General features: G+C 59.6%; 21 protein-coding genes. 14 read left to right on the forward strand and 7 right to left on the reverse strand.

Features of this window, described 5'->3' with window-relative positions:
- The first annotated feature begins 45 nt into the window (after positions 1-45).
- The 5 genes from M6G53_RS02270 (at position 46) to dhbA (ending at position 3,669) form a co-directional block, all read left to right on the forward strand.
- Complete coding sequence (locus M6G53_RS02270) at positions 46-336, forward strand: nucleotidyltransferase family protein (protein ID WP_015378435.1); 291 nt, start codon at positions 46-48, stop codon at positions 334-336.
- Positions 333-704 (forward strand): HepT-like ribonuclease domain-containing protein, encoded by a 372-nt coding sequence (locus M6G53_RS02275; protein WP_253328581.1) that lies wholly within the window; start codon positions 333-335, stop codon positions 702-704. Before M6G53_RS02270 ends, M6G53_RS02275 begins: the two co-directional genes overlap by 4 nt.
- Entirely contained in the window at positions 697-1,431 is a 735-nt protein-coding gene (locus tag M6G53_RS02280; protein WP_253328582.1) for a 4'-phosphopantetheinyl transferase family protein, read from the forward strand. Before M6G53_RS02275 ends, M6G53_RS02280 begins: the two co-directional genes overlap by 8 nt.
- 187 nt (positions 1,432-1,618) lie before the next feature.
- Positions 1,619-2,809 carry an isochorismate synthase gene (locus M6G53_RS02285; protein WP_366519473.1) on the forward strand — a complete coding sequence of 397 codons (1,191 nt, stop codon included), beginning with the start codon at positions 1,619-1,621 and terminating at the stop codon, positions 2,807-2,809.
- A gap of 101 nt (positions 2,810-2,910) precedes the next feature.
- The gene (gene dhbA / locus M6G53_RS02290) at positions 2,911-3,669 is read left to right on the forward strand and encodes a 2,3-dihydro-2,3-dihydroxybenzoate dehydrogenase (RefSeq protein WP_147840141.1); all 759 of its coding nucleotides are present in this window, start codon (positions 2,911-2,913) and stop codon (positions 3,667-3,669) included.
- 1 nt (position 3,670) lies between these two features.
- On the opposite strand, the gene rarD is transcribed toward dhbA, so the two are convergent.
- Positions 3,671-4,549, reverse strand: a complete 879-nt coding sequence (gene rarD, locus M6G53_RS02295; RefSeq protein WP_253328583.1) for an EamA family transporter RarD — start codon at positions 4,547-4,549, stop codon at positions 3,671-3,673.
- Positions 4,550-4,688: 139 nt separating this feature from the next.
- Between rarD and alkB the strand changes: the two genes are divergently transcribed.
- Positions 4,689-5,336: a DNA oxidative demethylase AlkB gene (gene alkB, locus M6G53_RS02300; protein ID WP_049199131.1), complete on the forward strand. Its 648-nt coding sequence runs from the start codon at positions 4,689-4,691 to the stop codon at positions 5,334-5,336.
- On the opposite strand, the gene M6G53_RS02305 is transcribed toward alkB, so the two are convergent.
- Positions 5,319-6,254, reverse strand: a complete 936-nt coding sequence (locus tag M6G53_RS02305) for a LysR family transcriptional regulator (protein ID WP_253328584.1) — start codon at positions 6,252-6,254, stop codon at positions 5,319-5,321. The genes alkB and M6G53_RS02305 overlap by 18 nt on opposite strands.
- Positions 6,255-6,339: 85 nt before the next feature.
- On the opposite strand from M6G53_RS02305, the gene M6G53_RS02310 reads away from it, so the two are divergent.
- Complete coding sequence (locus M6G53_RS02310) at positions 6,340-6,969, forward strand: alanyl-tRNA editing protein (RefSeq protein ID WP_253328928.1); 630 nt, start codon at positions 6,340-6,342, stop codon at positions 6,967-6,969.
- Between the two features lie 15 nt (positions 6,970-6,984).
- Here the strand turns inward: M6G53_RS02310 and M6G53_RS02315 are convergent, their stop codons facing one another.
- On the reverse strand, positions 6,985-7,227 hold the full coding sequence (locus M6G53_RS02315) for a hypothetical protein (protein WP_253328585.1): 243 nt from the start codon (positions 7,225-7,227) through the stop codon (positions 6,985-6,987).
- Between the two features lie 311 nt (positions 7,228-7,538).
- On the opposite strand from M6G53_RS02315, the gene M6G53_RS02320 reads away from it, so the two are divergent.
- Positions 7,539-8,447, forward strand: coding sequence for a WaaZ-like lipopolysaccharide core biosynthesis protein (locus tag M6G53_RS02320; RefSeq protein ID WP_253328930.1), 909 nt, complete (start codon positions 7,539-7,541; stop codon positions 8,445-8,447).
- Here the strand turns inward: M6G53_RS02320 and M6G53_RS02325 are convergent.
- Entirely contained in the window at positions 8,444-9,541 is a 1,098-nt protein-coding gene (locus M6G53_RS02325) for a glycosyltransferase family 9 protein (RefSeq protein WP_253328586.1), read from the reverse strand. The two genes, M6G53_RS02320 and M6G53_RS02325, sit on opposite strands and share 4 nt — an antisense overlap.
- A gap of 133 nt (positions 9,542-9,674) precedes the next feature.
- A complete protein-coding gene (locus tag M6G53_RS02330; RefSeq protein WP_253328587.1) occupies positions 9,675-10,310 on the reverse strand; it encodes a flavodoxin family protein in 636 nt (211 codons plus the stop codon).
- Positions 10,311-10,425: 115 nt separating this feature from the next.
- Here M6G53_RS02330 and M6G53_RS02335 point away from each other — a divergent pair, with 115 nt between their 5' ends.
- The 3 genes from M6G53_RS02335 to M6G53_RS02345 all read left to right on the forward strand — a co-directional run bounded on the left by M6G53_RS02335 (position 10,426) and on the right by M6G53_RS02345 (position 12,403).
- Positions 10,426-11,322, forward strand: a complete 897-nt coding sequence (locus M6G53_RS02335; RefSeq protein WP_253328588.1) for a LysR substrate-binding domain-containing protein — start codon at positions 10,426-10,428, stop codon at positions 11,320-11,322.
- A gap of 69 nt (positions 11,323-11,391) precedes the next feature.
- Positions 11,392-11,979 (forward strand): nitroreductase family protein, encoded by a 588-nt coding sequence (locus M6G53_RS02340; RefSeq protein WP_033635168.1) that lies wholly within the window; start codon positions 11,392-11,394, stop codon positions 11,977-11,979.
- Positions 11,980-12,109: 130 nt separating this feature from the next.
- The gene (locus tag M6G53_RS02345; RefSeq protein WP_060451675.1) at positions 12,110-12,403 is read left to right on the forward strand and encodes a DUF2623 family protein; all 294 of its coding nucleotides are present in this window, start codon (positions 12,110-12,112) and stop codon (positions 12,401-12,403) included.
- A gap of 13 nt (positions 12,404-12,416) precedes the next feature.
- Here the strand turns inward: M6G53_RS02345 and M6G53_RS02350 are convergent, their stop codons facing one another.
- Positions 12,417-12,986 (reverse strand): helix-turn-helix domain-containing protein, encoded by a 570-nt coding sequence (locus M6G53_RS02350; protein ID WP_038878021.1) that lies wholly within the window; start codon positions 12,984-12,986, stop codon positions 12,417-12,419.
- A gap of 38 nt (positions 12,987-13,024) precedes the next feature.
- On the opposite strand from M6G53_RS02350, the gene M6G53_RS02355 reads away from it, so the two are divergent.
- Both M6G53_RS02355 and M6G53_RS02360 read left to right on the forward strand, forming a co-directional pair.
- On the forward strand, positions 13,025-13,543 hold the full coding sequence (locus M6G53_RS02355; protein ID WP_253328589.1) for a GNAT family N-acetyltransferase: 519 nt from the start codon (positions 13,025-13,027) through the stop codon (positions 13,541-13,543).
- A 17-nt stretch (positions 13,544-13,560) separates the two neighbouring features.
- Entirely contained in the window at positions 13,561-14,001 is a 441-nt protein-coding gene (locus M6G53_RS02360) for a DMT family transporter (RefSeq protein WP_193159261.1), read from the forward strand.
- A 716-nt stretch (positions 14,002-14,717) separates the two neighbouring features.
- Here the strand turns inward: M6G53_RS02360 and M6G53_RS02365 are convergent.
- Complete coding sequence (locus tag M6G53_RS02365) at positions 14,718-14,930, reverse strand: response regulator transcription factor (RefSeq protein ID WP_253328590.1); 213 nt, start codon at positions 14,928-14,930, stop codon at positions 14,718-14,720.
- 569 nt (positions 14,931-15,499) lie between these two features.
- Between M6G53_RS02365 and clbB the strand changes: the two genes are divergently transcribed.
- The gene (gene clbB / locus M6G53_RS02370; protein WP_253328591.1) at positions 15,500-25,111 is read left to right on the forward strand and encodes a colibactin hybrid non-ribosomal peptide synthetase/type I polyketide synthase ClbB; all 9,612 of its coding nucleotides are present in this window, start codon (positions 15,500-15,502) and stop codon (positions 25,109-25,111) included.
- Positions 25,112-25,140: the final 29 nt, after the last annotated feature.

Consider the following 25,140-nt stretch of genomic DNA (forward strand, 5'->3'; position numbering starts at 1 on the left):
ACCGATCACCTAGCATTTCGTTAGGTGCAACGGGGAGAGAAAACCATGCGACCATCCATTGTTCTTGCAGAACATCGCCAGGCGATCCGAAAAACGGTTGGGCTGTTCCCTGCGGCCAATCCGCGTATTTTCGGCTCGGTGCTACATGGCACCGATCGGGAGGGCAGTGATTTGGATCTGTTGGTCGATGCGTTGCCGGGGGCCACGTTGTTTGATCTGGGGGGGCTGCAGTCGGAACTGGAAGCGCTGCTGGGCATACAGGTGGATCTGCTGACGCCGCTCGATTTGCCACCGGCCTTTCGCCAGCAGGTGTTGGCGGAGGCCCAGCCGGTATGAAAGACTCGCGGTTGGTCGATTATTTGAGCCACATGCAACAGGCGGCGCAGGATGCCTGCGATTTCGTTGATGGCTTGGCACCGGCAGATTTTATCGAAGATAAACGCACCCAGCAGGCCGTCATTATGAGTCTGATTATCATCGGTGAAGCCGTGACGAAAATCATGGATGGCAGCGCCTGGTTTACACAGCGCCATCCTGAAATCCCCTGGCGCAACATGCGTGGCATGCGTAATCGCATTGCGCACGGTTATTTTGATATCAACCTTGAAGTGGTCTGGGCGACGGTGCAAACGGCGTTGCCGGAACTGCTGACACAGCTGGTGGCGGTACGCCAGGATGCCGAGAAGTTAAACGACGGTGATTAAGCTTTCTTTGGACAGTGACGCCGGTTCCTGCCGGTTACCCACTTTTATCCGCAATATCGAATTTTTCACGCCGGACGGCTATCCGGGCCAGGTGGCGCGCTGCCATTTTGCGCTGGCGGAGTATCGCGACGAGAGTTTTCCCGAGGCGGGCTTTGCGCTGCCGTATCATCTGGCGCGCGCGGTGCCGAAACGCCGCGCGGAGTATCTGGCCGGGCGTGTTCTGGCGCGGCAACTGTTGGCGCCGCTCGGTTTCGCCGACTTCACCCTGGCGCGCGGCGAAGATCGCGCGCCGCAGTGGCCGCCGGGCATTGCCGGTGCGCTGAGCCATAATTCGGATACCGCGCTGTGCGCCGTGCACCGCGAGAGCGGCCTGGGCGGCGTTGGGCTGGACGTGGAGACGCTGCTCTCCGACGTGCGGGCGGAGGAGCTGTGGGGCGCGATCGTTTCCCCGGCGGAGCGCGAGGCGTTGCTGCGCGAGACGTTGCCGTTCAACGAACTGCTGACGCTGACGTTTTCCGCCAAAGAGAGCCTGTTCAAGGCGCTTTATCCGCAGGTGCGCTGTTACTTCGATTTTCTCGATGCGCGCATGGTCGCCGTGGATACGCAGCGGCAGACGTTTGTATTAGCGTTGCTTAAGACGCTGACGCCAAATTGCCCCGCCGACCGGCGGTTTAGCGGGCGTTTTTGGCGTGAAGGTGACGATGTCACCACCTTTATTTCTTGCTAAAACACAATAATAACAGTGTGTTATTTCTTGCTGTGTCGTAACGCAGGTTTGCCACAGCGCGTGGAAAGATTCATTCGTCGGAGATTGACCCACGGTGGGGATCCGGTGTAATTTAGCTTTCTTTATGGCTAATGATAATTATTCGCATAAACATTATCATTGGCGAAGCGCAACAAAGGAGTGGTCTGTGGCGACACTGACGACAGAAAACCAAACCTTCCCCGGCTTTGTGTACGCCGAACACTCGACCTTCTTGTATCGGTCCGAGTACCGTTCACTCACCGCCGACGGCGTGTTCGAGCGTATCGAGACGCCGGCATTCGGCGGCGAGCAGGAAGACAGCGCGCTGGCGCAGCATATCCGCCAGGCGCTGGCGCGCGCCAAAGCCGCCGGCCAGGAGACGCCGGTGGTGGTGGGCGCCATTCCGTTCGATACGCGCCGGCCTTCCAGCCTGTATGTGCCCGAACGTTGCCAGTTTGTCGCCAACGACAGCTTTACCCGCGCCGCGCGCCCGATGCTGCAACAGCCGCATCGCCTGGCCGCCTGCACCAGCATTCCGGACGAGCCGCGCTTCAAGCACGCGGTGGCGGAAGCGGTCAGCCGCTTTAAGCAGGGCAAGCTGGATAAGGCGGTGCTGTCGCGTATCCTCGACATCGAGCTGGAGCAGCCGGTGGTGGGCCACCAGATCCTCAATAACCTGATGGTGCAGAACCCGACCGGTTACCACTTTTCCCTGCCGCTGGCCGACGGTGGCGTGCTGATCGGCGCCAGCCCGGAGCTGCTGATCCGCAAGCAGGGCGGCGAGATCCACACCAATCCACTGGCGGGCTCGGCGCGCCGTCAGGACGATCCGCAGCAGGATCGCCTCGGCAGCGAGCGCCTGATGCGCTCGACCAAAGACAAATATGAACACAAGCTGGTGATCGACGACATTCGCCGGCACCTGGCGCCACTGTGCGCCAGCCTGAGCGTGCCCAGCGGCCCGTCGCTGCTCAGCACCGGCACCATGTGGCACCTGTCCACCCGCATTCGCGGCGAGTTGCTGAACCCGAACCTCAACGTGATGCAGCTGGCCTGCCTGCTGCATCCGACGCCGGCGCTGTGCGGCTTCCCGACCGAGAGCGCCCGTCAACTGATCGCCGATCTGGAACCGCACGATCGCGGCCTGTTCAGCGGCATTGTCGGCTGGTGCGACGCCAATGGCGACGGCGAGTGGGCGATCGTCATCCGCAGCGGCCTGCTGCGCGGCAACCGGGTGCGGCTGTTCGCCGGCGCGGGCATCGTCGCCGCTTCGACGCCGCAGTCCGAGTGGATGGAAACCGCCGCCAAACTGGGCACCATGCTCAACGCTTTCGGCCTGAACAGCGGCGCGCTGTAGGGCCTCTTTGCGGCGCAGTGCGCGCCGCGTCATACGCTTTCGCAGGAGACAACGATGAACAACAACATGGCCCGGCAGCGTGCCCGGATGGCGGTGTGCGCATGAGCATTCAGATGGACTTCACCGGCAAACGCGTGTGGGTGACCGGCGCGGCGCGCGGCATCGGCGAGCAGATCGCCCGGCATTTTTTGACGCAGGGCGCCGAGGTGGTGGGATTTGACCGCGAATTCGCCAACCCGGATCTGCCTTACCCTTGCGTGACGCTGGACATCAGCCGGCCGGAGCAGGTGGAGGCGGTGTGCCGCCAACAGCTGGCGGAGAACCCGCGACTGGACGTGTTGATCAACGCCGCCGGCATTCTGCGCATGGGCAATACCGAAGACCTGAGCGTGGATGACTGGCATCAGTGCATCAACGTCAACGCCTCGGGGGCGTTTTATCTGTTCCGCGCCGTGCTGCCGCACTTCAAGGCGCAGCGCAGCGGGGCGATCGTCAGCATCGGCTCCAACGCCGCGCACGTACCGCGCGCGCAGATGGCGGCTTACTGCGCCTCCAAGGCGGCGCTGACCAGCCTGAACCACTGTGTGGGGCTGGAGATGGCACCGTTCGGCGTGCGTTGCAACCTGGTGTCGCCGGGCTCGACCGACACGCCGATGCAGCGCGGCATGTGGCAGACCGACGATGCGCAGCAACGCACCATCGCCGGTTTCCCCGAGATGTTCAAGCTGGGGATCCCGCTCGGCAAAATCGCCCGCCCGGATGAGATCGCCAACGCGGTGCTGTTCCTGGCCTCCGATTTGGCCAGCCATATCACCATGCAGGACATCGTGATCGACGGCGGCGCCACGCTGGCCGCCTGAGTCAGATCCGCTGGCGGCGCAGCAGGTGCTGTGCGCCTTCCGCCGCCAGCAGCAGCACCGCCAGCCAGATCGCCAGATAGGTCGGCCATTCGCTTTGGCCGATGCTCTCGCCGAGCAGCAGCGCGACGATCACCAGCAGCACCGGTTCCACATAGCTCAGCAGGCCGAACAGGCTGAACGGCAGCAGGCGGCTGGCGAGGATGTAACACACCAGCGCCACGGCGCTGATGACGCCGAGCAGCGGAATGCGCCAATACAGCTCGGCATTGATCTGCAGCGCCGCCGCGCCGCCGTCGCCGAAGGCGAACCAGGCCGCCGCCGGCAGCATCAGCGCCAGTTCGCACCACAGCCCGCCGAGATTGTCGGTGCCGAAACGCCGCCGCAAAATAAAGTAAAGCGGATAGCCCAGTGCCACCACCAGCGTCGGCCACGAGACGCCGCCCGCCTGATACAGCTCATTGCCCACCCCCACCATGGCGCACGCCACCGCCAGCTTTTGCAGCAGCGACAGCCGATCGCGGTAGATCAAACGGCCCGCCAGCACCATGGTCAGCGGCAGCAGAAAATAGCCGAGCGACACGTCGAGCGCCTTGCCGTGCAGCGGCGCCCACAGGAACAGCCACAGCTGCACCCCCAGCAGCGCCGAGGTGAGCAGCAGGCCCGGCAGGCGCTGCGGCCGTTGGCCGATCCAGGCCAGCGTGTCGCCCACTTTGCGCCAATCGCCGGACAGCGCCATAAACAGCGTCAGGAACGGCAGCGTCAGCAGCGTGCGCCAGCCGTAGACCTGCTCGCCGTTCAGCGGGGTGAGGGTAGAGGTGAAGTAATACATCGCGCCGAACAAGATGGAGGCGACGACCGAAAGAGTGATGCCCTTAATCACACGCATTCCTGGTGAGTGATTGATTTTATGGCGGCTACTGTAGAGAAATTTGCCGCCAACGACAATGGCGTTGCCGGGTGCTGGACAATCGGCGGCGGCGGGTTACAATGAATACTGTGTATTCATACAGGTTTTGGCGATGACAATCGATCTTTTTGAAGACGCGCTGCCGCCGCCGTGGCGCGAAGAGATCGCCCCCGGCGCGGTGGTGATGCACGGCTTCGTGCGCGATCACGGGCCGGAACTGCTGGCGGCGGTGCAGGGCGTGGTGGCCCAGGTGCCGTGGCAGCATTTGACTACCCCCGGCGGGCACGTGATGTCGGTGGCGATGAGTTGGTGCGGCAACGGCTGGACCAGCGACAGCCGCGGTTACCGCTATTCGGAACGCGACGCGCGCAGCGGCAAACGCTGGCCGGCCATTCCGCCCATCCTGATGGCGTTGGCGGACGAAGCCGCGCAGCAGGCGGGCTTCGGCCCCTTCGTGCCGGATTCCTGCCTGATGAACCGTTACGATCCGGGCAGCAAGCTGTCGCTGCATCAGGATAAAGACGAGCACGACTTCGGCGCGCCGATCGTCTCGGTCTCGCTCGGGCTGCCGGCGGTGTTTCAGTTCGGCGGCCTGCAACGCAGCGACCGGGCGCGGCGCATCCCATTGGCGCACGGCGACGTGGTGGTATGGGGCGGCCCGGCGCGGCTCTGTTTTCACGGCATCCTGCCGGTCAAGGAAGGCTACCACTCGCTGGTGGGGCCGCACCGCATCAACATCACGCTACGCAAGGCGCTTTAGCTGCGGCTCCTGCGCCAGGCAGGCGACGAGATAGTCGATAAACACCCGCAGTTTGGGCGGCAGATACTGGTTGGGCGCGTAAAGCAACCACAGGCCGCCGTGATAGCTGCTGAGGAAATCCCACTCCGGCAACACCTGCACGATCTCGCCGTCGTCGAGCGCCTGACGGGCGGTAAAATACGGCAGGCTGCCGATGCCGATATGCTGTTTCACCGCGTCCAGCCGCACGCCGGTGTGGTTGGCGGCGTAACGGCCGCGCACGTTGACCGTCACCGTTTTGCCGCTGCGGCGGAACTTCCATTGCGCGTCGCTCGGCGTTTCGCCCAGATAGATGCAGCTGTGCGTCGCCAGATCGTGCGGGTGCTGCGGCGTGCCGTGCTGCGCCAGGTAGTGCGGCGTGGCGCACAGCAGATGGTCTATCCTCATCAACTGGCGGCCGATCAAGCCGGGCGACGGGCGATCGGTGATGCGCAGCGCCAGATCGACCCGATCGTCGATCAGATCCATATAACGATCTTCCAGCCGCAGCCTCACGTCCACCTTCGGGTAGCGGCGCAGGAACGCCGGCATGTGCGGATGCAGCACGAAGCGGCCCACCGCCTTGGGCACGCTGACGCTGACCAGTCCTTCGGGCTCCACGGCGCCGCGCCCGCCGATCGCCATGACCGCGTCGGCCGCCGCCAGCAGGGTGCGACAGTGCGCAAACGCCTCTTCACCGCTTTCGCTCAGCCGCAGTTTGCGGGTGGTGCGGTGCAGCAGCTGCAGCGCCAGCGCCTGCTCGAGCTTCGCCACGCTACGGCTGACGGCGGAAGGCGAGGTGCCCAATTTACGGGCGGCGGCGGAAAAGCTGCCGCTCTCTACCACCTGAACGAAAACGGCCATTTCGGGCAACAGGGCGTAAGAAAGATTTGTGCTCATGACGCAAAGGTCCATTGTGATGGCGGCGGATTATCTGTGGATTATGACATGAATATAATGGCTCTTCGAACCGAGGAGAAAAATGATGACCGAACGACGTTATTACTACAGCGACGATGTACAGGGCCTGGCGCAGGTGTTGAGCTGCGCGCCGGCCGAGGCGGGCGCTTACGCCGTAGAGCTCGACGCCACGCTGTTCCACCCGCAGGGCGGCGGCCAGCCGTCCGACGTGGGGACGTTAGGCGGCGTCGCCGTGCTGCGGGTGCAGCAGCAGGGGGATACCGTGCTGCACTTTACCGCCGCGCCGCTGCCGCTCGGGCCGGTGATGATGCAAATCGATGAAGCGCAGCGCCGCCTGCACGCCCGCTGGCACTCCGGCGGGCATCTGATCGGCTGGCTGGGAGAAACCTGCGGTTGGCGGCCGATCAAGGCGCATCATTGGCCGGGGGAAGGGCGCATCACTTTCGCGCCGGGGCCAAACGCGCAGGCGGTAGAAGCGGACTTTTTGCAGGCGGAGCTGGCGCGCTTGATCGCCGCCGATTTACCGCGCCGCCAACAGGCGGTGGACGGTATGCGCCAGGTCGGCTTCGGCGAACTGCCCGCCTACGGCTGCGGCGGCACCCATGTCGCCACGCTGGGCGAGGTGGGTGCGATCGCTATCACCGGCCTAAAGATGAAGAAAGGGCAGCTGATCGTGCAGTATGGGCTGGGGTGAAGAAGGGGGAGCGGCTCAGCGCCCGGCCTGCCGCAGCTGGGTGCAGAACGCGCATTGGCATCCTGCGACCGGCACCGCCGCGCAGCTGCCGATGTTCACCGATTGGGCGTCCATGGCGTGAAAGCCATAAAACAGATTTTCGATGTTCTGTTCCGCCGCGCGCGCCTGTTCCGGGCGCGGTTCGGGCATCTTAGACTGAAACGCCGCGGCCTTACCGGCCAGCAGGCTGAGAAACAGCAGCGACAGCTGGATTTTCATCGTCGTCTTCCTTTGGCTGAATTCCTGCTACGTTATAACAAAAAACCCACCCATGCCAAGCGGCATCACCTCTGCCATTAACGCTATTTTTACGCGCTGTAACCGTTTTTCATTTGATTAACATTTTGACGCATCTCTTGCCGATATGCTGACGAATAATTCAAATTACAAAAATTGCCTGTCTAAACGAAAGCTTAGATACTCGCTGAGCGGCCTGGCCAGTGCTGACTCGTATTTAAATTCTGAGCATACAGAAAGATGCCTCTGTAGGTATCGTCATGCACTCTGGACAGGATATCGCCATTATGAGGATGAGGTCATTTTTCAAGCAGATCTATCGCTATTCCCACGCGCGCCCTTATCGGCATAACGAGAATCTTTGGCCTTATATGAAGATCGTCCGCGCTGCCAGCGGGGAGATCGTTGAATTATGGTATAAAAAGCATCAGGTGCCGCTTATTCCACTCAGTGAATTACGTGGCAGTTGTCAGGGAGCCGTTTTATTGACCGCGACCGGCCCGTCCATTAATGAGTTGCCTTTCGACGCACTGCCCGCGATGCCTGCTGTTGGTGTTAATGGCGCCTATTTCTTGTCCCAACAGGTGGCGTTCCGTTTTTATGTCATCGTCGATATGGGGTTTTTCGACCGACGCTCGGACATTGTGCGCGATATTATACAAACGGCGGGATTGACGTTATTTACGACGGCGCACGGCGTGGCCCGTATTATCGATCGGTTTACGCTTGCCGGTATCCGCTGCCGGCTGTCGGTGCTCGAAGATGCCGCCTTTAAAATCTATTGTCCCCGTATTGCGCCCGATGCGCTGTGGGCACATTATCGCCACGATGACGGTATGCGCTTTTGCGCCGCCGATCGTCGGGTGGCTTTCAGCCAGGACATTCGCCGCGGCGTTTTTGATGCCGGTACGGTGAGTTATTGGGCGTTGCAGATCATTGCTTTTCTCGGTTTTGACCAGCTTTTTATCGCCGGCCTGGATATGAACAACTTCCACTTACCGCGCTTTTATGAAACCAAAGACAACATGCAGCCGACTCATTTGCCGGAACACGTCGATTCCATCGTGATGCCCGCTTTCCGCTTCGCCAGCGAAATCATGCGCAACAACGCCATGTCGATAAAAAACCTGTCGCCCAATAGCGCCATTGGCGGCGAGATCTTCGAAAAGGTCGATTGCCAGGCTTATTTTATGCAGGGTTAAGCGTCGCCGTTCAACACCGCGAGCGCCCGATCGAATACCTGCTCAGCATCGATGATGCTGAGCGGCTGGGCGAGTTGGGCCGGAGTCAATGTCTGCGTCTCGGCCGAGAAAGCGATAATCTGATGCAATTCGCGGTTTTGGTATGGGCCGCTGTAGCGTGGGTTGGCGGTGACGAACAGGCTGATGGTCGGCGTTTTCAACGCGATGGCCAAATGCAGCGGCCCGGTATCGCCGGTGATCAGCAGCCGCATGTCGGCGATGACTGCCAGCAGTTGCAACAGGGTGGTATTGCCGACATGGCTCACCACGCGTTGCCGTTGTTCCTCGCTTAAGCCGGCCATAAATTCACGCTCAATCGCGCGCTCCGCCGCGCTGCCGATCAGTACGATCCGCAGCGTCGCCGACTGCGCCAGCAGCCGCTGCGCCAATTGGATAAAACGCGCCACTGGCCAGCAACGCAGCGTCTCGGAGGCCCCCATCTGAAAACCGACGATCGGCTGGCCCGGCGGTGTTTCCCGTGGCGGGAACGCGACGGGGATGAACATCTCCGGGTTATCGGTGCGGCAACCCAATTGGCCTACCATATCCAGCTTGCGCTGAATCAAATGGCCGCCGGTGCTGTGGCTGACGCCGGTCAGCCAGCGCTCCATGCCGCTCGGTTTGTTGCCATAAAGATCTTTGAACAGGTATTGGCAGCCGGCGGCGATGGCGGCGATGATGTCATAGGGCGCTTTCGAATGCAGGATGATCGCCAATTGCGGCCGGTTTTTTCGCAGCCGGCGGATGATGCTCAGTATGTCTTTGGCCTTGTGGTCCCAGTAAATCACGTCATGAAAACAGGGGCTGCCTTCAACCAATTGCCGGTTTTTGTGGCTGGAGACCAGCGTGATGTGCGCGCCGGGATAGCGTTCGCACAGTGCGCGGATGGCGGGCGTGTTTAACATCAGATCGCCGAGGGCGCTGGTGGAGAAAATGACAATGCGTTCAAAGGATTGCCGCGGATCGAAGCTTGCTGCGGGCCGGAAATTGCCCGCGATGCGGGTATAGAGACGCAAACCGGCGTTGGCCGCCGCTATTTTCCACTGTTTAGACATTGCAGTTCGCTTCCGCTTCAGATCGGCGGCCACCCTCTGGCGCCGCGTCGTATCATACAAGCGCCGTAACGGCAGGCCAATGGCCCGCAACAGATTGCGACAGATGCTAACGTTATGCTTGCAATCACCGCGCTCACTCCTCCCACACCTGCGTGCTGCGCGGGCTGTCCATCTGATAATCCGAGTAGGGGCGGGTGAAGAACTCGCGCCCCAGCGCGCGGGCGGCCTGCAGCGGATTGCGCGGATCGCGGGCGATCTCGCCGCGCTGATTGCCGGCGCCGTGCACCACGCCGACGAAGGCGGAATGGGTGTAGCGGCTGAATTCCTGGAGCTGATGCACGATGCCCAGCGCCGCGCCGGGGTAGGTTTCTTCCGACGCCACCGCCAGCCCGATACGCTTGCCGCTCATGCGCTGGTGCACCTGTTCCGCCTGAGGGTAGGTGTTGGAATAGAAGCTGAATGAGCGATCGAAAAAGGCCTTGGTTTGCGCCGACATGCCGTACCAGTAAATCGGCGTGCAGAATACCGCGCCGTCGGCCGGCAGAAAGTGCTCAAGGAACAGCTCGGCGTAGCGATCGGCCGGCGGCGGCGTGTGGCGTTCATCGCTCAGAAAACCGCTCAGGTAATCATCGAGAAAGTGCAGGCTGGCGGAGGTGCCGGCTTCGGCGGCGCCCGCCAGGATCGCCTGCGCCAGCGTGGCGCTGTTGCCGTCGCGGCGCGGGCTGCCGACCAGCACCACCAGACGTTTTGATTGATGAGTTGTATTCATGTCATGTTCCTCGGTATGAAGTGAATTCAGCCTTACTCTAGAAACAAGTGCTGGCAGGCGACAAATGACGGCTTTTCTGCCAGGATGATTTCAATTCATCTCAAGAGAGTTCGCCATGTTCGCCACGCTGCCCGTCAACGCATTACGCACCTTTGAATCCGCCGCTCGCCTGCGCAGCTTCAAGCTGGCGGCGGCCGAGCTGGCGGTGACGCCGACGGCGATTTCGCACCAGATCAAAGCGCTGGAGCAACAATTGGGGTTTGCGCTGTTCGAGCGGGTGCCGCGCGGCGTGCGGCTGACGCCGAAAGGCGAAACGCTGTTCGTCGGGGTGCACGGCGCGCTGCTGGACGTCGCCGCCACCCTTGAGGGCCTGCGGCCGCAGCCCAGCACAGGATCGCTGTGCGTTTCGGTTACGCACTCTTTCGCGGCGCTGTGGCTGGTGCCGCGCCTGGGGCGTTTCTACCAGGCGTACCCGCACTATCTGGTGCGCCTGGAGGCCTGCGCCGAGGTGATCGATTTGCAGCAGGATGCCAGCGTGGACGTGGCGGTGCGTTACAGCCGCGCGCAGTATCCCGCGCTGCATCAGACGGCGCGGCTGGAGGAGAGCTTTGGCGTCTACGCTGCGCCGGGGCTGGCCGCCACCGAGCCGGAAAATCCGGTGCTGATCACCGTCAAGTGGGGGGATTCGGCGCTGTACGACAGCGGCTGGCGCGACTGGTGCCGGGCCGCCGGCGTGGACTGGTGGCAGCGCCATGCGGCGATGCGCAGCTATCATGAGGAGCATTACGCCCTGCAGGCGGCGGTGGCCGGGCAGGGGCTGGTGCTCGCCAGTTCGGTGATGGTGTCCGATATGGTGGATAACGGTCTGTTGGTGGCGTACCGGCCGGAGGTGCGCGTACCGGGGGCCGCGTACAGCGTGCTGTGCGCGCCGGGGCGCGAGCGGCATCCGCCGGTCAGGGCGTTTCTCGCCTGGCTGCAGCAGGAACTGCCGCAGGGCAATGGCACGAAATAAAAGTTTTATCGTCTTAAGCTGTGGGAATATCAGCGAACTTTTGTTTTTACTTCACTGCGAGAACTTATCATGAGCCAGCCAAGAACGTCCGATTACCCGATTGATGCGCAATTTATCGAGCGCTGGTCGCCGCGCGCGATGGCCAACGACGCCATCGACGATCAAACGCTGCTGAGCTTTTTTGAAGCGGCGCGCTGGTCGCCTTCGGCCTACAACATTCAGCCGTGGCGCTTTGCCTACAGCAAGCACGGCTCCGACAGCTGGGAGAACTACCTGGAGTTCCTGATCGACTTCAACCGCGGCTGGGCGCAGCACGCCTCGGCGCTGGTGGTGATCGTCTCCAAAACCACCAGCCTGAACGGCGAACGGCTGGTGGACAACCCGACCCACGCGTTCGACACCGGCGCCGCCTGGGCCAGCCTGGCGCATCAGGCGCACCTGAAAGGTTGGTTGACCCACTGCATGAGCGGCATCCACCACGACAAGATTAAGGCTGCGCTGCAGCTGCCGGACGACTATGCGGTGCACGCCATGGTGGCGATCGGCAAACCGGGCGACAAAGCTCGCCTGCCGGATTTCCTGCAGGAAAAAGAGGCGCCGTCGGGCCGCCTGCCGCTGGGCAAGACCGTTAGCGAAGGGCTGAATTTCACGCTGTGATTGCCCGCTTTCCCTCAGGCCCGCTTGGCGGGCCTTTTTTATGCGGCGGGTAGAACTTTGGGAGTATGTTCTCGTTCGTCTATTCGCTGTATATTTTTTTATATAGCGATGGCGTAATGAGGAGGAAAGCGTGGGGGACCATTTTGGCAAAGGGCTGTTGGCGGGGTTAAAGGCGGAGAACCTGAAGCCGGAGGCGGAGCTGTCGCGCTTTTGCTCCGACTACAAGCGCGGCTTTGTGCTCGGCTATGCGCACCATTTGGCGCAGCGCTGCGGCGACGAAAACCGGGCGGCGTTCGAAGCCGGGCAGCTGAGCCGCGCCTATGGCCTCGGCAGTGAGCCGATGAGCGAGTTCTTTTCCGGCGGCGACAGCCGGCTGGCGGAGAAGTTTTTCCGCGCCGGCTATAACCGGCCGACGCAGGGCTAGCGCGGGCGGGGCGTCAGGCGGCGCTCAGTACCGCCACCATATACACGCACGGTTGGTCGCTCTGGTTTTCAAAGCGGCAGTCCGCCGGTGGGCCGAGCTCCAGGCAGTCTCCCTCGGCCATGTCATGGCGCGCGTCACCTTCCACAAAGACCAACTCGCCGGATAAAACCCAGATCAGCTGGCGCTTGAAGGCATACACCGAAGCCGGCATCGGGATCGTCGCGCCGGCCGGCAGTTCGATACGCACCAGATCGAGCGGCAGATCGGTGCGCGGCGAAACGTGGCGCCGCACGTAGCCGCTCTCCGGATCGACCCAGACCGGCTGATCTTCCCGGCGCAGCAGCCGGCCTTCCTGCGTTTCCGCTCGAGCAATCAGCTTGGACATGCTGAGGCCGAACGCTCCCGCCAGCCTGCCCAGCAGCATCGCCGTCGGGCTGCTCTCGCCGCGCTCGATCTTATGAACCATCGCCCGTGAGACGCCTGCCTGCTCGGCCAGATCGGACAGCGACCAGTGGCGCGCCTCGCGTTCAATGCGAATGCGTGCGCCGATCAGCTGATTTAGATTGTCTAATTTAATATTCATATCGTAGTATTATAGTGGACAATTGGCCGGGGTAAACCATGATTATACGAAATGCGACGCTCAACGATAGCGCGGCGATTGCCGCCATCTATAACGACGCGGTGTTGAACAGCACCGCCATCTGGAATGAACAAACCGTGGATGCGGCCAATCGCGCGGCGTGGATCGGCGAACGGCAGACGGCGGGCTACCCGGTGCTGGTGGCGGTGAACGGCGCGGACGAGGCGATCGGCTACGCGTCGTTCGGCGACTGGCGCGCCTGGGACGGCTATCGTCATACCGTAGAACACTCGGTTTATGTCCATCAGGCGCATCGCGGTGAAGGGATTGGCAAAGCGCTGTTGATCGCCCTGATCGCACGGGCGCGGGAGAGCGGCAAGCACGTGATGGTGGCCGGCATCGAATCCGGCAATCAGGCCTCCATTCAGCTGCATCTGGCGCTCGGGTTCCGCGAGGTGGGGCGCATGGAGCAGGTGGGCGCCAAATTTGGCCAATGGCTGGATCTGACTTTCCTGCAGCTGACGCTCGACGAGCGGGCGGCGCCGCCGGCGCGCTGATCCCAGGAGACAGGGCGATGAATATGCTATTGCTGCTGGTAGCGGCGGGAATGGGGCTGGTGGTGCAGAATCTGCTGATGGTGCGCATTACCGAAAGCGTCTCGACCATCCTTATCACGCTGGTGATCAACTCCAGCGTCGGTTTGCTGCTGCTGGTGGGGTTGCTGCTGGCCAAAAACGGCCTCGGCGCGGTGGCGGAAGTGACCGGCGCCGCCAGGTGGTGGATGCTGTTGCCGGGGCTGCTGGGATCGCTGTTCGTGTTCGCCGGTATCCTGGGCTACCAAAAACTGGGGGCGGCGGCCACCATCTCGATCCTGGTCGCCAGCCAACTGTGCATGGGGCTGCTGGTGGACGTCTACCGCGCCGGCCCGGCGGCGCTGCGCGAGAATCTGCCGGCGCTGTTCGGCGCCCTGCTGCTGGTGGCGGGTGCCTATCTGGTGGCGAAACGCAGCTTTTGAGGGCGGCAGAAAAGCCAAAAAACAGTTCGGAGCGCAGTGTGTCAGCAATGATTTTTTTCAAGAGATTATCGAGTTTACTCATTGAACCAAGCCCGATAACGCCAGTTTGCTTCGCGCATTGGGCTTGAGCTAGCAAATGTATGCTATTTGACCAGGTATTGACGGTATCAAAATGAACGATGTGGTCGTATTTCACTATGCAAAGTGCAATAAACACACCCTAAATGACAGCCCCGATAGTGGTTTATAGTCTATTGAGTACCGAATTATTGGTGATGTTTTGATGTCGTCAGGATCTTTTACCCGCCAAAAAACCATCTTCATCGCTTCCTTGGGGCTGAAGAAAGAGCGAGGAAATACGTGGATATGTATAAAATATAGTCGTGTAGCGAGTTTAAGGCTGAGAATGGAATGGGTTGCGCTGATTTAAAACAGGTAATCCGAGAGGCGAAAGCGAAGTTTGAACCGCGTGTTTCCATTGAAATAAAACTGTACCCGTTCGTACTCAGTCTCCATGATTGCAATAGCGCATCAGGTTGCCATCCTCCTGGCTGTTTTTTTTGATCGCCTCGCGATTTAAAATATAAATTTCTGCCTCTTTAACAAGGCAACGCTGCTGATAGCGTCTTACCTTTCTTCATTGAACTAGCCAGGAAGGCCATCCATATCCTTTCGAAGGAAAAAACTGTATGGCCAACGAGTAGGTCTACGCTAATTTAGATAATCTCACCCTTATCAGCAATGTGTATTGCATGGTTGATATTCTTGGCTTGTATTTTATGCTTGATGTTCTTCACATGAAACTTTATCGTGTTTACAGATATGTTAAGATTGTGTGATATTTCAGTGTACTCATCGCCTTGTGCTAGCATGCGCAACACTTGCCTTTCACGCAGAGACAACGTGTTGTTTTTCAGGTCTTTTTTCATATTACATTCCGTTGTTTGAAAACATGTCATGAATATGGTTAGGTTTGCGGTTTTCAAAAAAAGAAAAACGCAGGATACAACATTTCTTAATGTAAGGAAGTGTCATACATAATTAATGTTATATACGTCATGTTTCCAGGTCGTAAGGGAGTGCCTGTATTCCCTCACACCAATCATGTGGTTGTGCTCTGGAAGACGCCTGGTTTAGCGGCTTATATACAGACTGAATAGTTCAGTCTATGAGTTAATTACTCACTTATTATTAGCGTTTCATATTGTCTGCAACATGAAATGGAAAATGTGGTTACCCACGTGAACTCGTGTGGGGGTCTGGCAATGAACTGCACCGCTTAAAATGGAAAATCCCTTTAATATTAGAGAGATGGATTGCCGTATTAATGCTTATTCTAATTGGTGATTAAATGTGGGTAAATTATATTATTGTACGATAAAAAACTATCCTTGTGGGTAGGTATGCGATTGGAAAGGCTATGTTAAGTTTAGTTGTAACAAATCCCAGTAGTTATTATTCACTTGAAATATTTGAATTATAAATAAGGTAGTGAGTTATGGATAACACCTCTGGATATTCTCTGTGTACTGACAAGGTCATACGTAATCACTTTCCGTTAACACCTAGTCAACAAGGGTTCTTATTCCATTCGTTAAACGAAGAGGTGAAGCATAACTATCATGAGCAATTTACGTGCATTTTTTCCCAGTGTGTAGAAAGTGCCCACTTTCAGTGGGCGTTAGAAGCGTTATTTCGCAAGCATGAGTGTTTCCGCACGGAATATCATTGGGATATGGACGATCATCCCTGTCAGGTGGTGAACACGGATGTGTTGCCGGAAATATATGTGTTAAACGGTGAGGAGGGTGAATTACGTTGCCCACTCAATGAAGGCATCATCTCGATCCCACCGGATGAAGGTATTGATGCCATAATCCCCCAACTGTTACAGACTGATTTACGTTATCCTTTCGCCTTAAATTCTATACCGGTCCGCGCCTATCTTATTCAGTCAGCGAAAGAGAGTGCCTTTATCCTCTCTTACCACCACATAGTGATGGACGGCTGGAGCTTATCCCTTTTTATGACACAGTTGCTCCAACTCTATGGCGCTGCCGTGGCCAGTGGTGTGAGGGATGACAGTGTCATTTCCCCCTCATCCCTGAAACCCCTTGTAGACGCTTTGGCAGCCCGACGACACACCTTTCAACGGGACTATTGGGCGAAATATCTTCAAGGGGGAACGCCAACCCGCATCGCGCGACTGGCGCAACCTCATACCGACACTGAGGCCGAGAATAATCCTTATTTGAATCAAAAACATCAAGCAGAGATCACTCTCTCGGCGGATGTGTGTCAGAAAATACAGGCCCTGTGCAGCGAGCACCGTATCACCCCCGCACCGTTCTTCTATGTGGCGTGGGGCATTATGCTCCAACGCTGGTGTTATGCTGACGATGTGGTGTTCGGCGCGACGGTATCGGGGCGAAACGTGCCGATTGATGGCATAGAAGAAACGCTGGGGCTATTTATTAACACGTTGCCGCTACGCCTGCGCGATGATGGCGCAACGCTGTTGCAACATGTACAGCGTATGCATCAGACATTAATGACGCACTACGACTGTGAGCATGATGCCTTAGCCAACATACAGCGACTGGCGCAGGAAGAGAGCCAGGTCGGCGACCTCTTTAATACCTTGGTGGTACTGGAGAATTACCCGGTCGATGCGGCCTTGCTGTCAGGTACGTCGTCCGTGGCGATTCGCCATCTTGGCGTACAGGAACAAACGCACTATCCGCTGACCTTGACCGTTACCCAGCAGGAGGGATTCCGTTTCAGTCTCGCCTACGCCACCCGCTACCTGACCGACGGCATGGCGCGTGCGTTGCTGGCGCACCTGAGTTACCTGCTTGAGCAACTGGTGGAGGATCCGCTGCGGCCCATCGCCGCGTTGGTAAACCTGACCCCGCGCCAGCAGACGCAGGCACTTCAACCCTATGTGGACCGCATGGCGTGCCGGGATTGGGATAACCAATCTCATGTCATCGAACAATTTCATCGGGTTGTTGCGGATTCTCCAGAGCAGATCGCCGTGGTGGATGAGCAGTGCGCGTTGACCTATCGTGAGTTGGCAGCAAGGGCCGAACGGCTCGCGGCCTATTTGGTACAGCAGGGCATTACGGCTGGCGATGCGGTAGGTGTTATTAGCGAACGCCGGGTAAACACCGTGGTTGCCATCATCGCCATCATGACGATCGGCGCCGCTTATGTGCCCATGAGTCCCGACTACCCTGTGGGCCGGATGCAGGAAATTATTGACGACAGCGGTTTGACACTGCTGCTGGTGCATGGCAAATCACTGGACGCATTGCGGGTTGTACAGGGTGATCTGTATGCATTCCCCGCCGCGCCGCCAGTGGAATTCCCGGCTATCACGCCGGATTCTCGCGCTTATGTGATTTACTCATCGGGGTCGACGGGCAAACCCAAGGGCATTGCGGTGGCGCACCGCAGTTTGCTGCGCCTGATGCAAGGCGACAGCCCGCTGAAGGTGATGACCGGCGAGACAACGCTGCTGACCTGCCCGTTCGAGTTTGATGTTTCGGTGTTTGAGATGTGGTCTACCTTGCTCAACCACGGCAAGCTGGTATTGCTCAGCAAATTGGCGTTACTCGATGTTGATCGCATTCGCCGCACGATCGCTCATGAACAGGTGACGCGCGCCTGGTTTACCTCATCCTTGTTTAACACCTATGTGGCGGAAGGCGGCGATTTCTTCGGCCTGCTACAACGTATAACGGTGGGCGGCGAGGCAGTATCCGCGCGGCACATCAACGACGTGATGCAGAAATACCCGCATCTGGCGGTGACGAACGGCTACGGGCCGACGGAAAACACCATCTTTACCACTGCGTACCGCTTCAACGGACCGCAACCCGCCCGAGTGCCGATTGGCCATGCTGTGCCGGGCACCTCGCTCTACATTACCGATCTCCACGGGCATTTGTTGCCCATCGGTGCCCTCGGCGAACTGGTGGCGGGGGGAGAGGGGGTCGCTCTCGGCTATCAGAACAATCCGGCACTGAGCGCAGCGGTCTTTATCCCCGATCCTTTCATTCCCGGCGGCATGATGTACAAAACCGGCGATTATGCCCGGTTGCTGGATGATGGCTGTGTTGACTGTTTTGGCCGCAAAGATGGTCAAATCAAGATCAACGGACAACGAATCGAAACCGGAGAGATCGAGCAACGCTTGCTGGAGTGCGCCGACATTATCGAGGCGGTGGTGGTTCCTTACCGAGTGCGCGATACGCTGCATATTGCGGCGGTGGTCTGCGTCAATGATGGCTATGACGAGGCGGAAGTACGCGGACAATTGGCTGACACACTGCCGCCATTCGCCATCCCGGAATCATTGGTGGTGGTGACGGAGATTGCCAAAAGTCACAGCGGTAAGGCCAACCTGGCGCAGTTGCGGCATCTCTTGCCCGTCGCACAGCGCCATGCAGCGCCTGCCACGGCTTCAGTGGCACATGGCGAAGTGGGACGGGCGCTGCATGCCATCTGGCAACGCGTGCTCGATAGACAAGACATTGATGGCAACGCCTCCTTTTTCGCGCTCGGCGGCACCTCACTGGATACCATTAGGGTGAAAGGGGAGGTTAAGCGGCAACTTGGTCTAGAGATTGATATTACCGATTTCTTTAAATATCCCACTCTGGCGGCGCTCACGCGTTTTCTCAGTACTGCGGTGCCGCCGGAGGACGCGGCGCCAACGCACGTTGTTGCCTACAGCGATATGCCGGTGGCGATTGTCGGGATGGCGGGGCGCTTCCCCGGCGCGGCGAATATTGCGGCGTTGTGGTCGCTGGTCGCTGGCGGAGAATCAGGGTTAACCCTGTTCAGCGATGAGGAATTGCGTGCGCATGGCCTGGCGGCAGATAAGCTCAAGCAAGCGAATTACATAAAGGCCAAAGGGGTTATTGACGACCACGAATGGTTTGACGCGGATTTCTTTGGCTATACCCCCAACGACGCGGAGCGTATGGATCCGCAAATTCGGCTATTGCATCAGTGCTGCTGGCAAACGCTGGAACACGCCGGGTGCGATCCTGTGACTTTTGCCGGCGCGATTGGCCTTTATGCCGGGTTGCTGACATCGCCCCACTGGCTCAATGCGGTGATGCAAGACACCCCCGACGCCACCGCCCTGTATAAGGCCAGTATCCTGAATATCCACGCCGTCACGGCGTTGATTGCCCATGCGCTCAACCTCACGGGGCCCGCCGTGACGCTGGACACGGCCTGCTCCACCTCGGCGGTGGCAATCCATCAGGCCTGCAACGCGCTGCGTAACCGGGATTGCGATGCGGCGTTGGCGGGCGGTGTCTCCATCGAAATGCCGGCTTACCGGGGCTATGAATACCATGAAGGCATGATCAATGCGCGAGATGGCGTCTGTCGTCCCTTCGATAGCCAAGCGTCTGGCACCGTCACCGGCGATGGCGTGGGGATGCTGCTGCTGAAACGTCTGGATGACGCGCTGGCGGATCGGGACTGTATCTATGGGGTGATAAAAGGCTCGGCGGTCAACAATGATGGCAATAACAAGATCGGCTATACCGCGCCGAGCGTGACCGGGCAGACGGCGGTGATCCGCGCCAGCTTGCGCCGTGCCGATTTTGATAGCGACAGCATCGGATTGGTGGAAGCGCACGGCACCGGCACGATGCTGGGCGATCCTATCGAGTTGCGGGCGCTCAATGAGGTGTTTGGCCCCGCATCGGCCCCGGTTTGTGCGGTATCGGCGCTAAAAAGCAACATCGGTCACCTCAACTCGGCTGCGGGGGTGGCGGGCGTCATCAAAACGACGCTCGCCCTGCATCATCAGGTGCTGCCGCCAACGGCGCACTTTCGTCAACTCAATCCCGCTATCGATCTGTCGCGTTCCGCACTGTACGTTAACCCGCAAGCGCAACCGTGGCCACCGACGCGACCGCGCCGTGCATTGGTGAGCGCCTTCGGTATCGGCGGCACTAATGCCAACATCGCGCTGGAAGCGCATCAGCATGAGGGCGACCCTTCAGCGGCGCGGGTGCGCGACGACTACCTGTTGCTGTTTTCCGCTAAAACGCCCGCCGCGCTGGACGCGCGCGCGGTCTCAACGCTGGAATATGTCAAGCACGGGGTGGGCGTGCGTCTGCCGGATGTCGCTTATACATTGCAAACTGGACGCACGGCCTTTGACTATCGGCGGGCCTATTTGGTGAGTCGAGGATCAAAAATCGATCTCTCTTGCACTACGGTATTGCAGGCGGACACTTTCAGCGGCCGGCGCGCGGCGGCGGAGATCTGCTTCATGTTTCCCGGTCAAGGCAGCCAATATCGCGGCATGGCTAAAGGTCTCTATGCCCATCAGCCTTTGTTTCGCCGGCACATGGATCGCTGTTTTGCTGCTTTACAGCGCTATTCAATGGTCGATTTCAAGGCGCTGCTGTTTGACGATGCGGACACACGGGATATTGATCAGACGCAGTTCACGCAACCGGCGCTGTTCTGTGTTGAATACAGCTTGGCGAACACGTTGATTGACCTGGGGATTACGCCGGACAGCATGATCGGCCACAGTCTGGGCGAATATGTCGCCGCCTGCATCGCCGGTGTGTTTACCCTTGAGGATGCGCTACGCGTCATTGAGGTGCGCGGAAGCTTGATGCAGTCCATGCGTCCCGGCAGCATGTTGGCGGTCTACCTCAGTCGCGAGCAACTGACCCCGTGGCTGGAGACGGAATCGGGTATTGAGCTGGCGGCGAATAACAGCGCGCACTTTTGCGTGGTCGCGGGCGAGCAGGTAGCCATTTCCAGCTTGAGCACGCGCTTAGCCGAGGGTGAGATACAGCACACGCGCCTGAAAACTTCTCACGCATTCCACTCGGCCATGATGACGCCGATGTTGCACGATTTCGCTCAACTGCTGCGCCAAATCCCGCTGCACGCGCCGCACAAACGCTTTATCTCTAACGTAAGCGGCACCTGGATCACCGTAGAGCAGGCCACCTCGCCTGACTACTGGGTGCAGCAGGTGCGCAACGCCGTGTTGTTCAATGAAGGCGCGGCACAGCTACTGGTGGAACCCACGCTGTTTGTCGAATGTGGGCCGGGGAAATCGCTTTCTACCTTTATTCAAGGACACGGCCAATATCGCGATCAGCCGACCCTGCCAACGCTACGTAAAGCCAATGCGGCGATCGATGACGAACACGTTCTGCACCGTGCGCTGGCCGCGCTATGGGTCAAGGGCGTGAATATCGACTGGCGGCGCTTCAACCAGTCGGCGCTCGGCAAGCACATTCCGTTGCCGGATTACCCCTTCGAACAGGCGTATTACTATCGTTACGGCGCTGCGCTCTCCGGTTATCGTCAGCACCCCCATCCTCTGCGCCGACCAAAAGATGAGTGGCTCCAACGCGTGCTGTGGCGGATACACGACGCCCCCTCGCACGATGCGTTCTATGCGCCGGGCGCGTTGACGCTCATCATTAGCGCCGATGGTGGCAAGCTACAGCAGCAACTGGCGAACAATGGAATCGACAGCATCACCGTGCCGCTACCGACGTCGCCAGAGGATGAGGTGTGGGATAACGACCGTATTCTTGCGCATTTCCAGGGCGTCAGCGCGCTTTTGGCGAACAAGACTTACCATCAATTGCATTGCCTCTATGCACCCGGTGCGGCGGTGGATTCGTCACTGGCGCAGTCGCTCGCGGGGCTCTACCGCGTTGCTCGCTGGTGCGCGCACGGCTCCCCGCTGCTGGCGTCCCTGACGGTATTGACCCAGGGTGCGTTCCGCGTACTGGAACAGGATAACGCCGACCCTGCGCTGGCGGCATTGTCCGGTGCCGTAAACGTGCTGGCCCAAGAGTTGCGTCCAACCGAAGTGCGGTTGATCGACATTGATGCGCAGGGCAGTGACGAGAACCTAAGCTGGCTCAGTCGGCGTTTGGCCCCGCAAGAGACGGTAATGGCGCTCAGGCAGGGCATGCCCTACCTGCGGAGCTTTACTCCGACACGGCTGTTGGCGAATTTACCTCCTCAGGCAGGATGTCTGCCGGGCAGCGTGTTGTGGATCATCGGCGGTGAAAAGGGCATTGGTCGCGTGATCGGTGAAGCGTTTGCGCGGCGTGAGGGGAGTCGCGTGGTGCTGAGCAGTCGCGCCGGGTATTGCCACGAACTGGTACGGCAGGCCGAATTAGACGTCATCCACTGTGACGTAACGCAGGCGGAGGAGGTTAACGCTTGTCTGGCGACACTACTCGAACGTTATGGCCGTTTGGATGGCGTGATTTTTGCCGCCGACGCCACCACCGCATTGACACTGCATCAACTGAGCGAATCTGCGCTACGCGACACGCTGGCGGTGAAAGGACAAGGCACCGATAACGTGCTGCATGCGTTAGCGCAACGGAATTTGCTGGATGAGCGCCTGCTGTTGTTGTTTTGTAACTCGCTGGCTGCCGTGAATGCGGAGATTGGCCAGACAGGCTATGCCGCCGCCAGCGCCTATCTGGATGCGCTGGCACAGCAACTGCGTACCCGCTACGGAGTGAATGCGCTCAGCATCGGGTGGGATGCGTTGCGTGAACAGGGCATGTTGCTGGATGCCATAAACGGCAGTGAATACGACGTCCTGCGAGGCCTGCGCCCATTGACGACGGGAACGCTGCTACAGGCTTATAAACGACAAGGTGCTGGCGCCAGCTACTATACGCGCTTGTCCCCCGCATCCGATTGGCTGCTGGAAGAGCACCGGATATCCGGTGTTGCCACGCTGCCGGGGACCGGCTATCTGGCGCTGGCGTATGAAGCCCTGCGCCACTCCCTTGCGCAAGACCAAATCTGCATTGATGAACTGGTCTTTTTGGCCCCGTTGAGTGTGATGGACGACGGCTGCGCTGACGTGTTCGTTGACATTTTACCTGACGGGCAGGGGGTGAGCGTCGAGGTGAAGTCAATGACAGAGCGCTTTAGCGGTACGCTGACCACCCATGCCAAAGGCAGGGCGACGCGCCTGACTGCGGATGAGAACGGCGCGTACGATCTCACGAGTCTGATGCGCGAGATGCACGCCATCACGCCTCCGGCACAGGGATTATCGAGCACGCACTTCCACTACGGGCCGCGCTGGCACAGCGTGCAACAGCTGTACTGCAACACTGCACAGACTCACGTTTTCGCCACGTTGTCCCTGCCCACGGTTGCCGCCGATGATGCGCTCGCGCTGCACCCGGCATTGTTGGACATCGCCAGCAGCGTTGTCGAACAACTGCCCGATTTTCACACCGATTCGGTGCCCTTCCTCTATCAAGATTTACGCCTGTACCGCCCGTTGCCGACCACCTTACACGTGGCGCTGACCGTCAATCGGCACGATGAGGAGGGTGACAGCTACGCTTTCACGCTCTACGACACGGCAGGCAAGCTGATTGCCCGCTGTGCGGCGTTGGTGAAGCGCAAGATACAGATCCACATGCAAGATGCCGACGATGGCACGCGACTGCGCGTGCCCAGTGCCGACAATTATCAATTGCGGCTGGCCTCTGAGGAGTCGGGAGCAGGTACGCTGGCTCTGTATCCGACGCCGCGCCTGGCGCCGGGGGATTCACAGGTGGAGATTGAGGTACTGGCTACCGGGCTGAACTTTAAGGATGTGCTGTTCACCACGGGGCTGCTCCGGCAACAGCCGGGGGACGCGCCGCTGCAATTGGGACTGGAATGCGCCGGACGCATTACCCGAGTGGGTAAAGATGTCACCGAATTCGCCCCGGGTGAGGATGTCATGGCGGTGCTGAACGGCGGTTTTGTGCAATACGCGCGGGTAGAAAGCGATTGTGTGGTGAGAAAACCGGCCCATTGCCGCATCGAACAGGCGGCTGCGCTGCCCATCGCATACCTCACGGCCTATTACGCGCTGGTGGTGCGCGCTAACCTTCAACCCGGAGAACGGGTGTTGATCCACAGCGCGGCGGGGGGCGTTGGCTTGGCCGCGATCCATATTGCCAAACAGTGTGGCGCACAGATCTATGCCACGGCAGGCAGCTCGCAGAAACGCGATTACCTGCTTTCGTTGGGCGTGCATGCCGTGGCGGATTCGCACAGCGAACAGTTCGCCGCCAGTCTGCTGGCCGCATCGGACGGGCAGGGGATGGATGTGATCCTCAATTCCCTCACTGGCCATCTGCTCGACGCCAGCCTCGCTCTACTGGCGCCGCTGGGCCGTTTTCTTGAACTGGGCAGCAAGGACATCGTGGAAGACAGAGCGCTGCCGATGCGTTTCTTCGCCCAAGGCGGCACCTTTATTCCGATTAATTTCCACGCGGCGCAGGGCGCTTTTAGCCGCTACCTGCAACAGATTGTCGCCTGGATCGACGACAACACGTTGCCGCTCCTGCCGTGCAAATCCGTACCGCTGCCCGAGGTTGCACGCGCCTTCGCCACCCTGACTACGCCGCAACATATCGGCAAGGTAGTGGTAATGCACCGCACTGCGGCGGTCATGGACCGGCTGAACGCCATGATGGCGGAACGGCGTCTCGGTGGCTATGCGCTCAGCATGAGCAACGCCGAGGCGATGCGCCAGTTGTGGCCGTTGCTGCACACCCGTAGCCCGTGGGCGCAAGTGCTGCTTTCGCCACGGGCGATCGATCGCTTGGCGCGAGGTAACCGGGTGGACCGCGGCGTATCTTCCGCCACTGACGATGCGATCGCTCTGCAGACGGTGAAAAAGCGGCCCCGTCCAGAAATGGGCGTGGCATACAGCCCCGCGACGCGCGAGGTGGAACGCGTGCTCTGCCAGATCCTGGAAGAGTATCTGGGACTGGCCAGCGTGGGCCTCGACGACAACTACGCCGAATTAGGGGCAACGTCACTTGATATGGTGCAACTGAGTGGGCAGATGGCGCGTCACTATCCGCAAGTGAGCGTGATGTCGCTGTACAACCACGCCACCGTGCGCCAACTGGCGGCGTTTTGCCAGCCGCCGGAGGACGAGCCGGATGCGCCCCCGTCGCCGCCTGCGGCACAGACGACAGCGCGCGCGAATCAGGCGGCTAAACGCGCTTTGCAAATCGCGAAAAATACTGCGAGCAACCGCACGTCTTCGCATTAATCCGGGCGCGCCATCGCCCTGCAAAAAGG

It is taken from the genome of Serratia nevei (assembly GCF_024160145.1).
Classification (GTDB): domain Bacteria; phylum Pseudomonadota; class Gammaproteobacteria; order Enterobacterales; family Enterobacteriaceae; genus Serratia; species Serratia nevei_A.

Bases quoted from the DNA above. Each gene is read 5' to 3' on its own strand.
- M6G53_RS02270 (WP_015378435.1), top strand. From the start codon at position 46: ATGCGACCATCCATTGTTCTTGCAGAACATCGCCAGGCGATCCGAAAA.
- M6G53_RS02275 (WP_253328581.1), top strand. From the start codon at position 333: ATGAAAGACTCGCGGTTGGTCGATTATTTGAGCCACATGCAACAGGCG.
- dhbA (WP_147840141.1), top strand. From the start codon at position 2,911: ATGAGCATTCAGATGGACTTCACCGGCAAACGCGTGTGGGTGACCGGC.
- alkB (WP_049199131.1), top strand. From the start codon at position 4,689: ATGACAATCGATCTTTTTGAAGACGCGCTGCCGCCGCCGTGGCGCGAA.
- M6G53_RS02305 (WP_253328584.1), bottom strand. From the start codon at position 6,254: ATGAGCACAAATCTTTCTTACGCCCTGTTGCCCGAAATGGCCGTTTTC.
- M6G53_RS02310 (WP_253328928.1), top strand. From the start codon at position 6,340: ATGACCGAACGACGTTATTACTACAGCGACGATGTACAGGGCCTGGCG.
- M6G53_RS02315 (WP_253328585.1), bottom strand. From the start codon at position 7,227: ATGAAAATCCAGCTGTCGCTGCTGTTTCTCAGCCTGCTGGCCGGTAAG.
- M6G53_RS02320 (WP_253328930.1), top strand. From the start codon at position 7,539: ATGAGGTCATTTTTCAAGCAGATCTATCGCTATTCCCACGCGCGCCCT.
- M6G53_RS02325 (WP_253328586.1), bottom strand. From the start codon at position 9,541: ATGTCTAAACAGTGGAAAATAGCGGCGGCCAACGCCGGTTTGCGTCTC.
- M6G53_RS02330 (WP_253328587.1), bottom strand. From the start codon at position 10,310: ATGAATACAACTCATCAATCAAAACGTCTGGTGGTGCTGGTCGGCAGC.
- M6G53_RS02335 (WP_253328588.1), top strand. From the start codon at position 10,426: ATGTTCGCCACGCTGCCCGTCAACGCATTACGCACCTTTGAATCCGCC.
- M6G53_RS02340 (WP_033635168.1), top strand. From the start codon at position 11,392: ATGAGCCAGCCAAGAACGTCCGATTACCCGATTGATGCGCAATTTATC.
- M6G53_RS02350 (WP_038878021.1), bottom strand. From the start codon at position 12,986: ATGAATATTAAATTAGACAATCTAAATCAGCTGATCGGCGCACGCATT.
- M6G53_RS02355 (WP_253328589.1), top strand. From the start codon at position 13,025: ATGATTATACGAAATGCGACGCTCAACGATAGCGCGGCGATTGCCGCC.
- M6G53_RS02360 (WP_193159261.1), top strand. From the start codon at position 13,561: ATGAATATGCTATTGCTGCTGGTAGCGGCGGGAATGGGGCTGGTGGTG.
- M6G53_RS02365 (WP_253328590.1), bottom strand. From the start codon at position 14,930: ATGAAAAAAGACCTGAAAAACAACACGTTGTCTCTGCGTGAAAGGCAA.
- clbB (WP_253328591.1), top strand. From the start codon at position 15,500: ATGGATAACACCTCTGGATATTCTCTGTGTACTGACAAGGTCATACGT.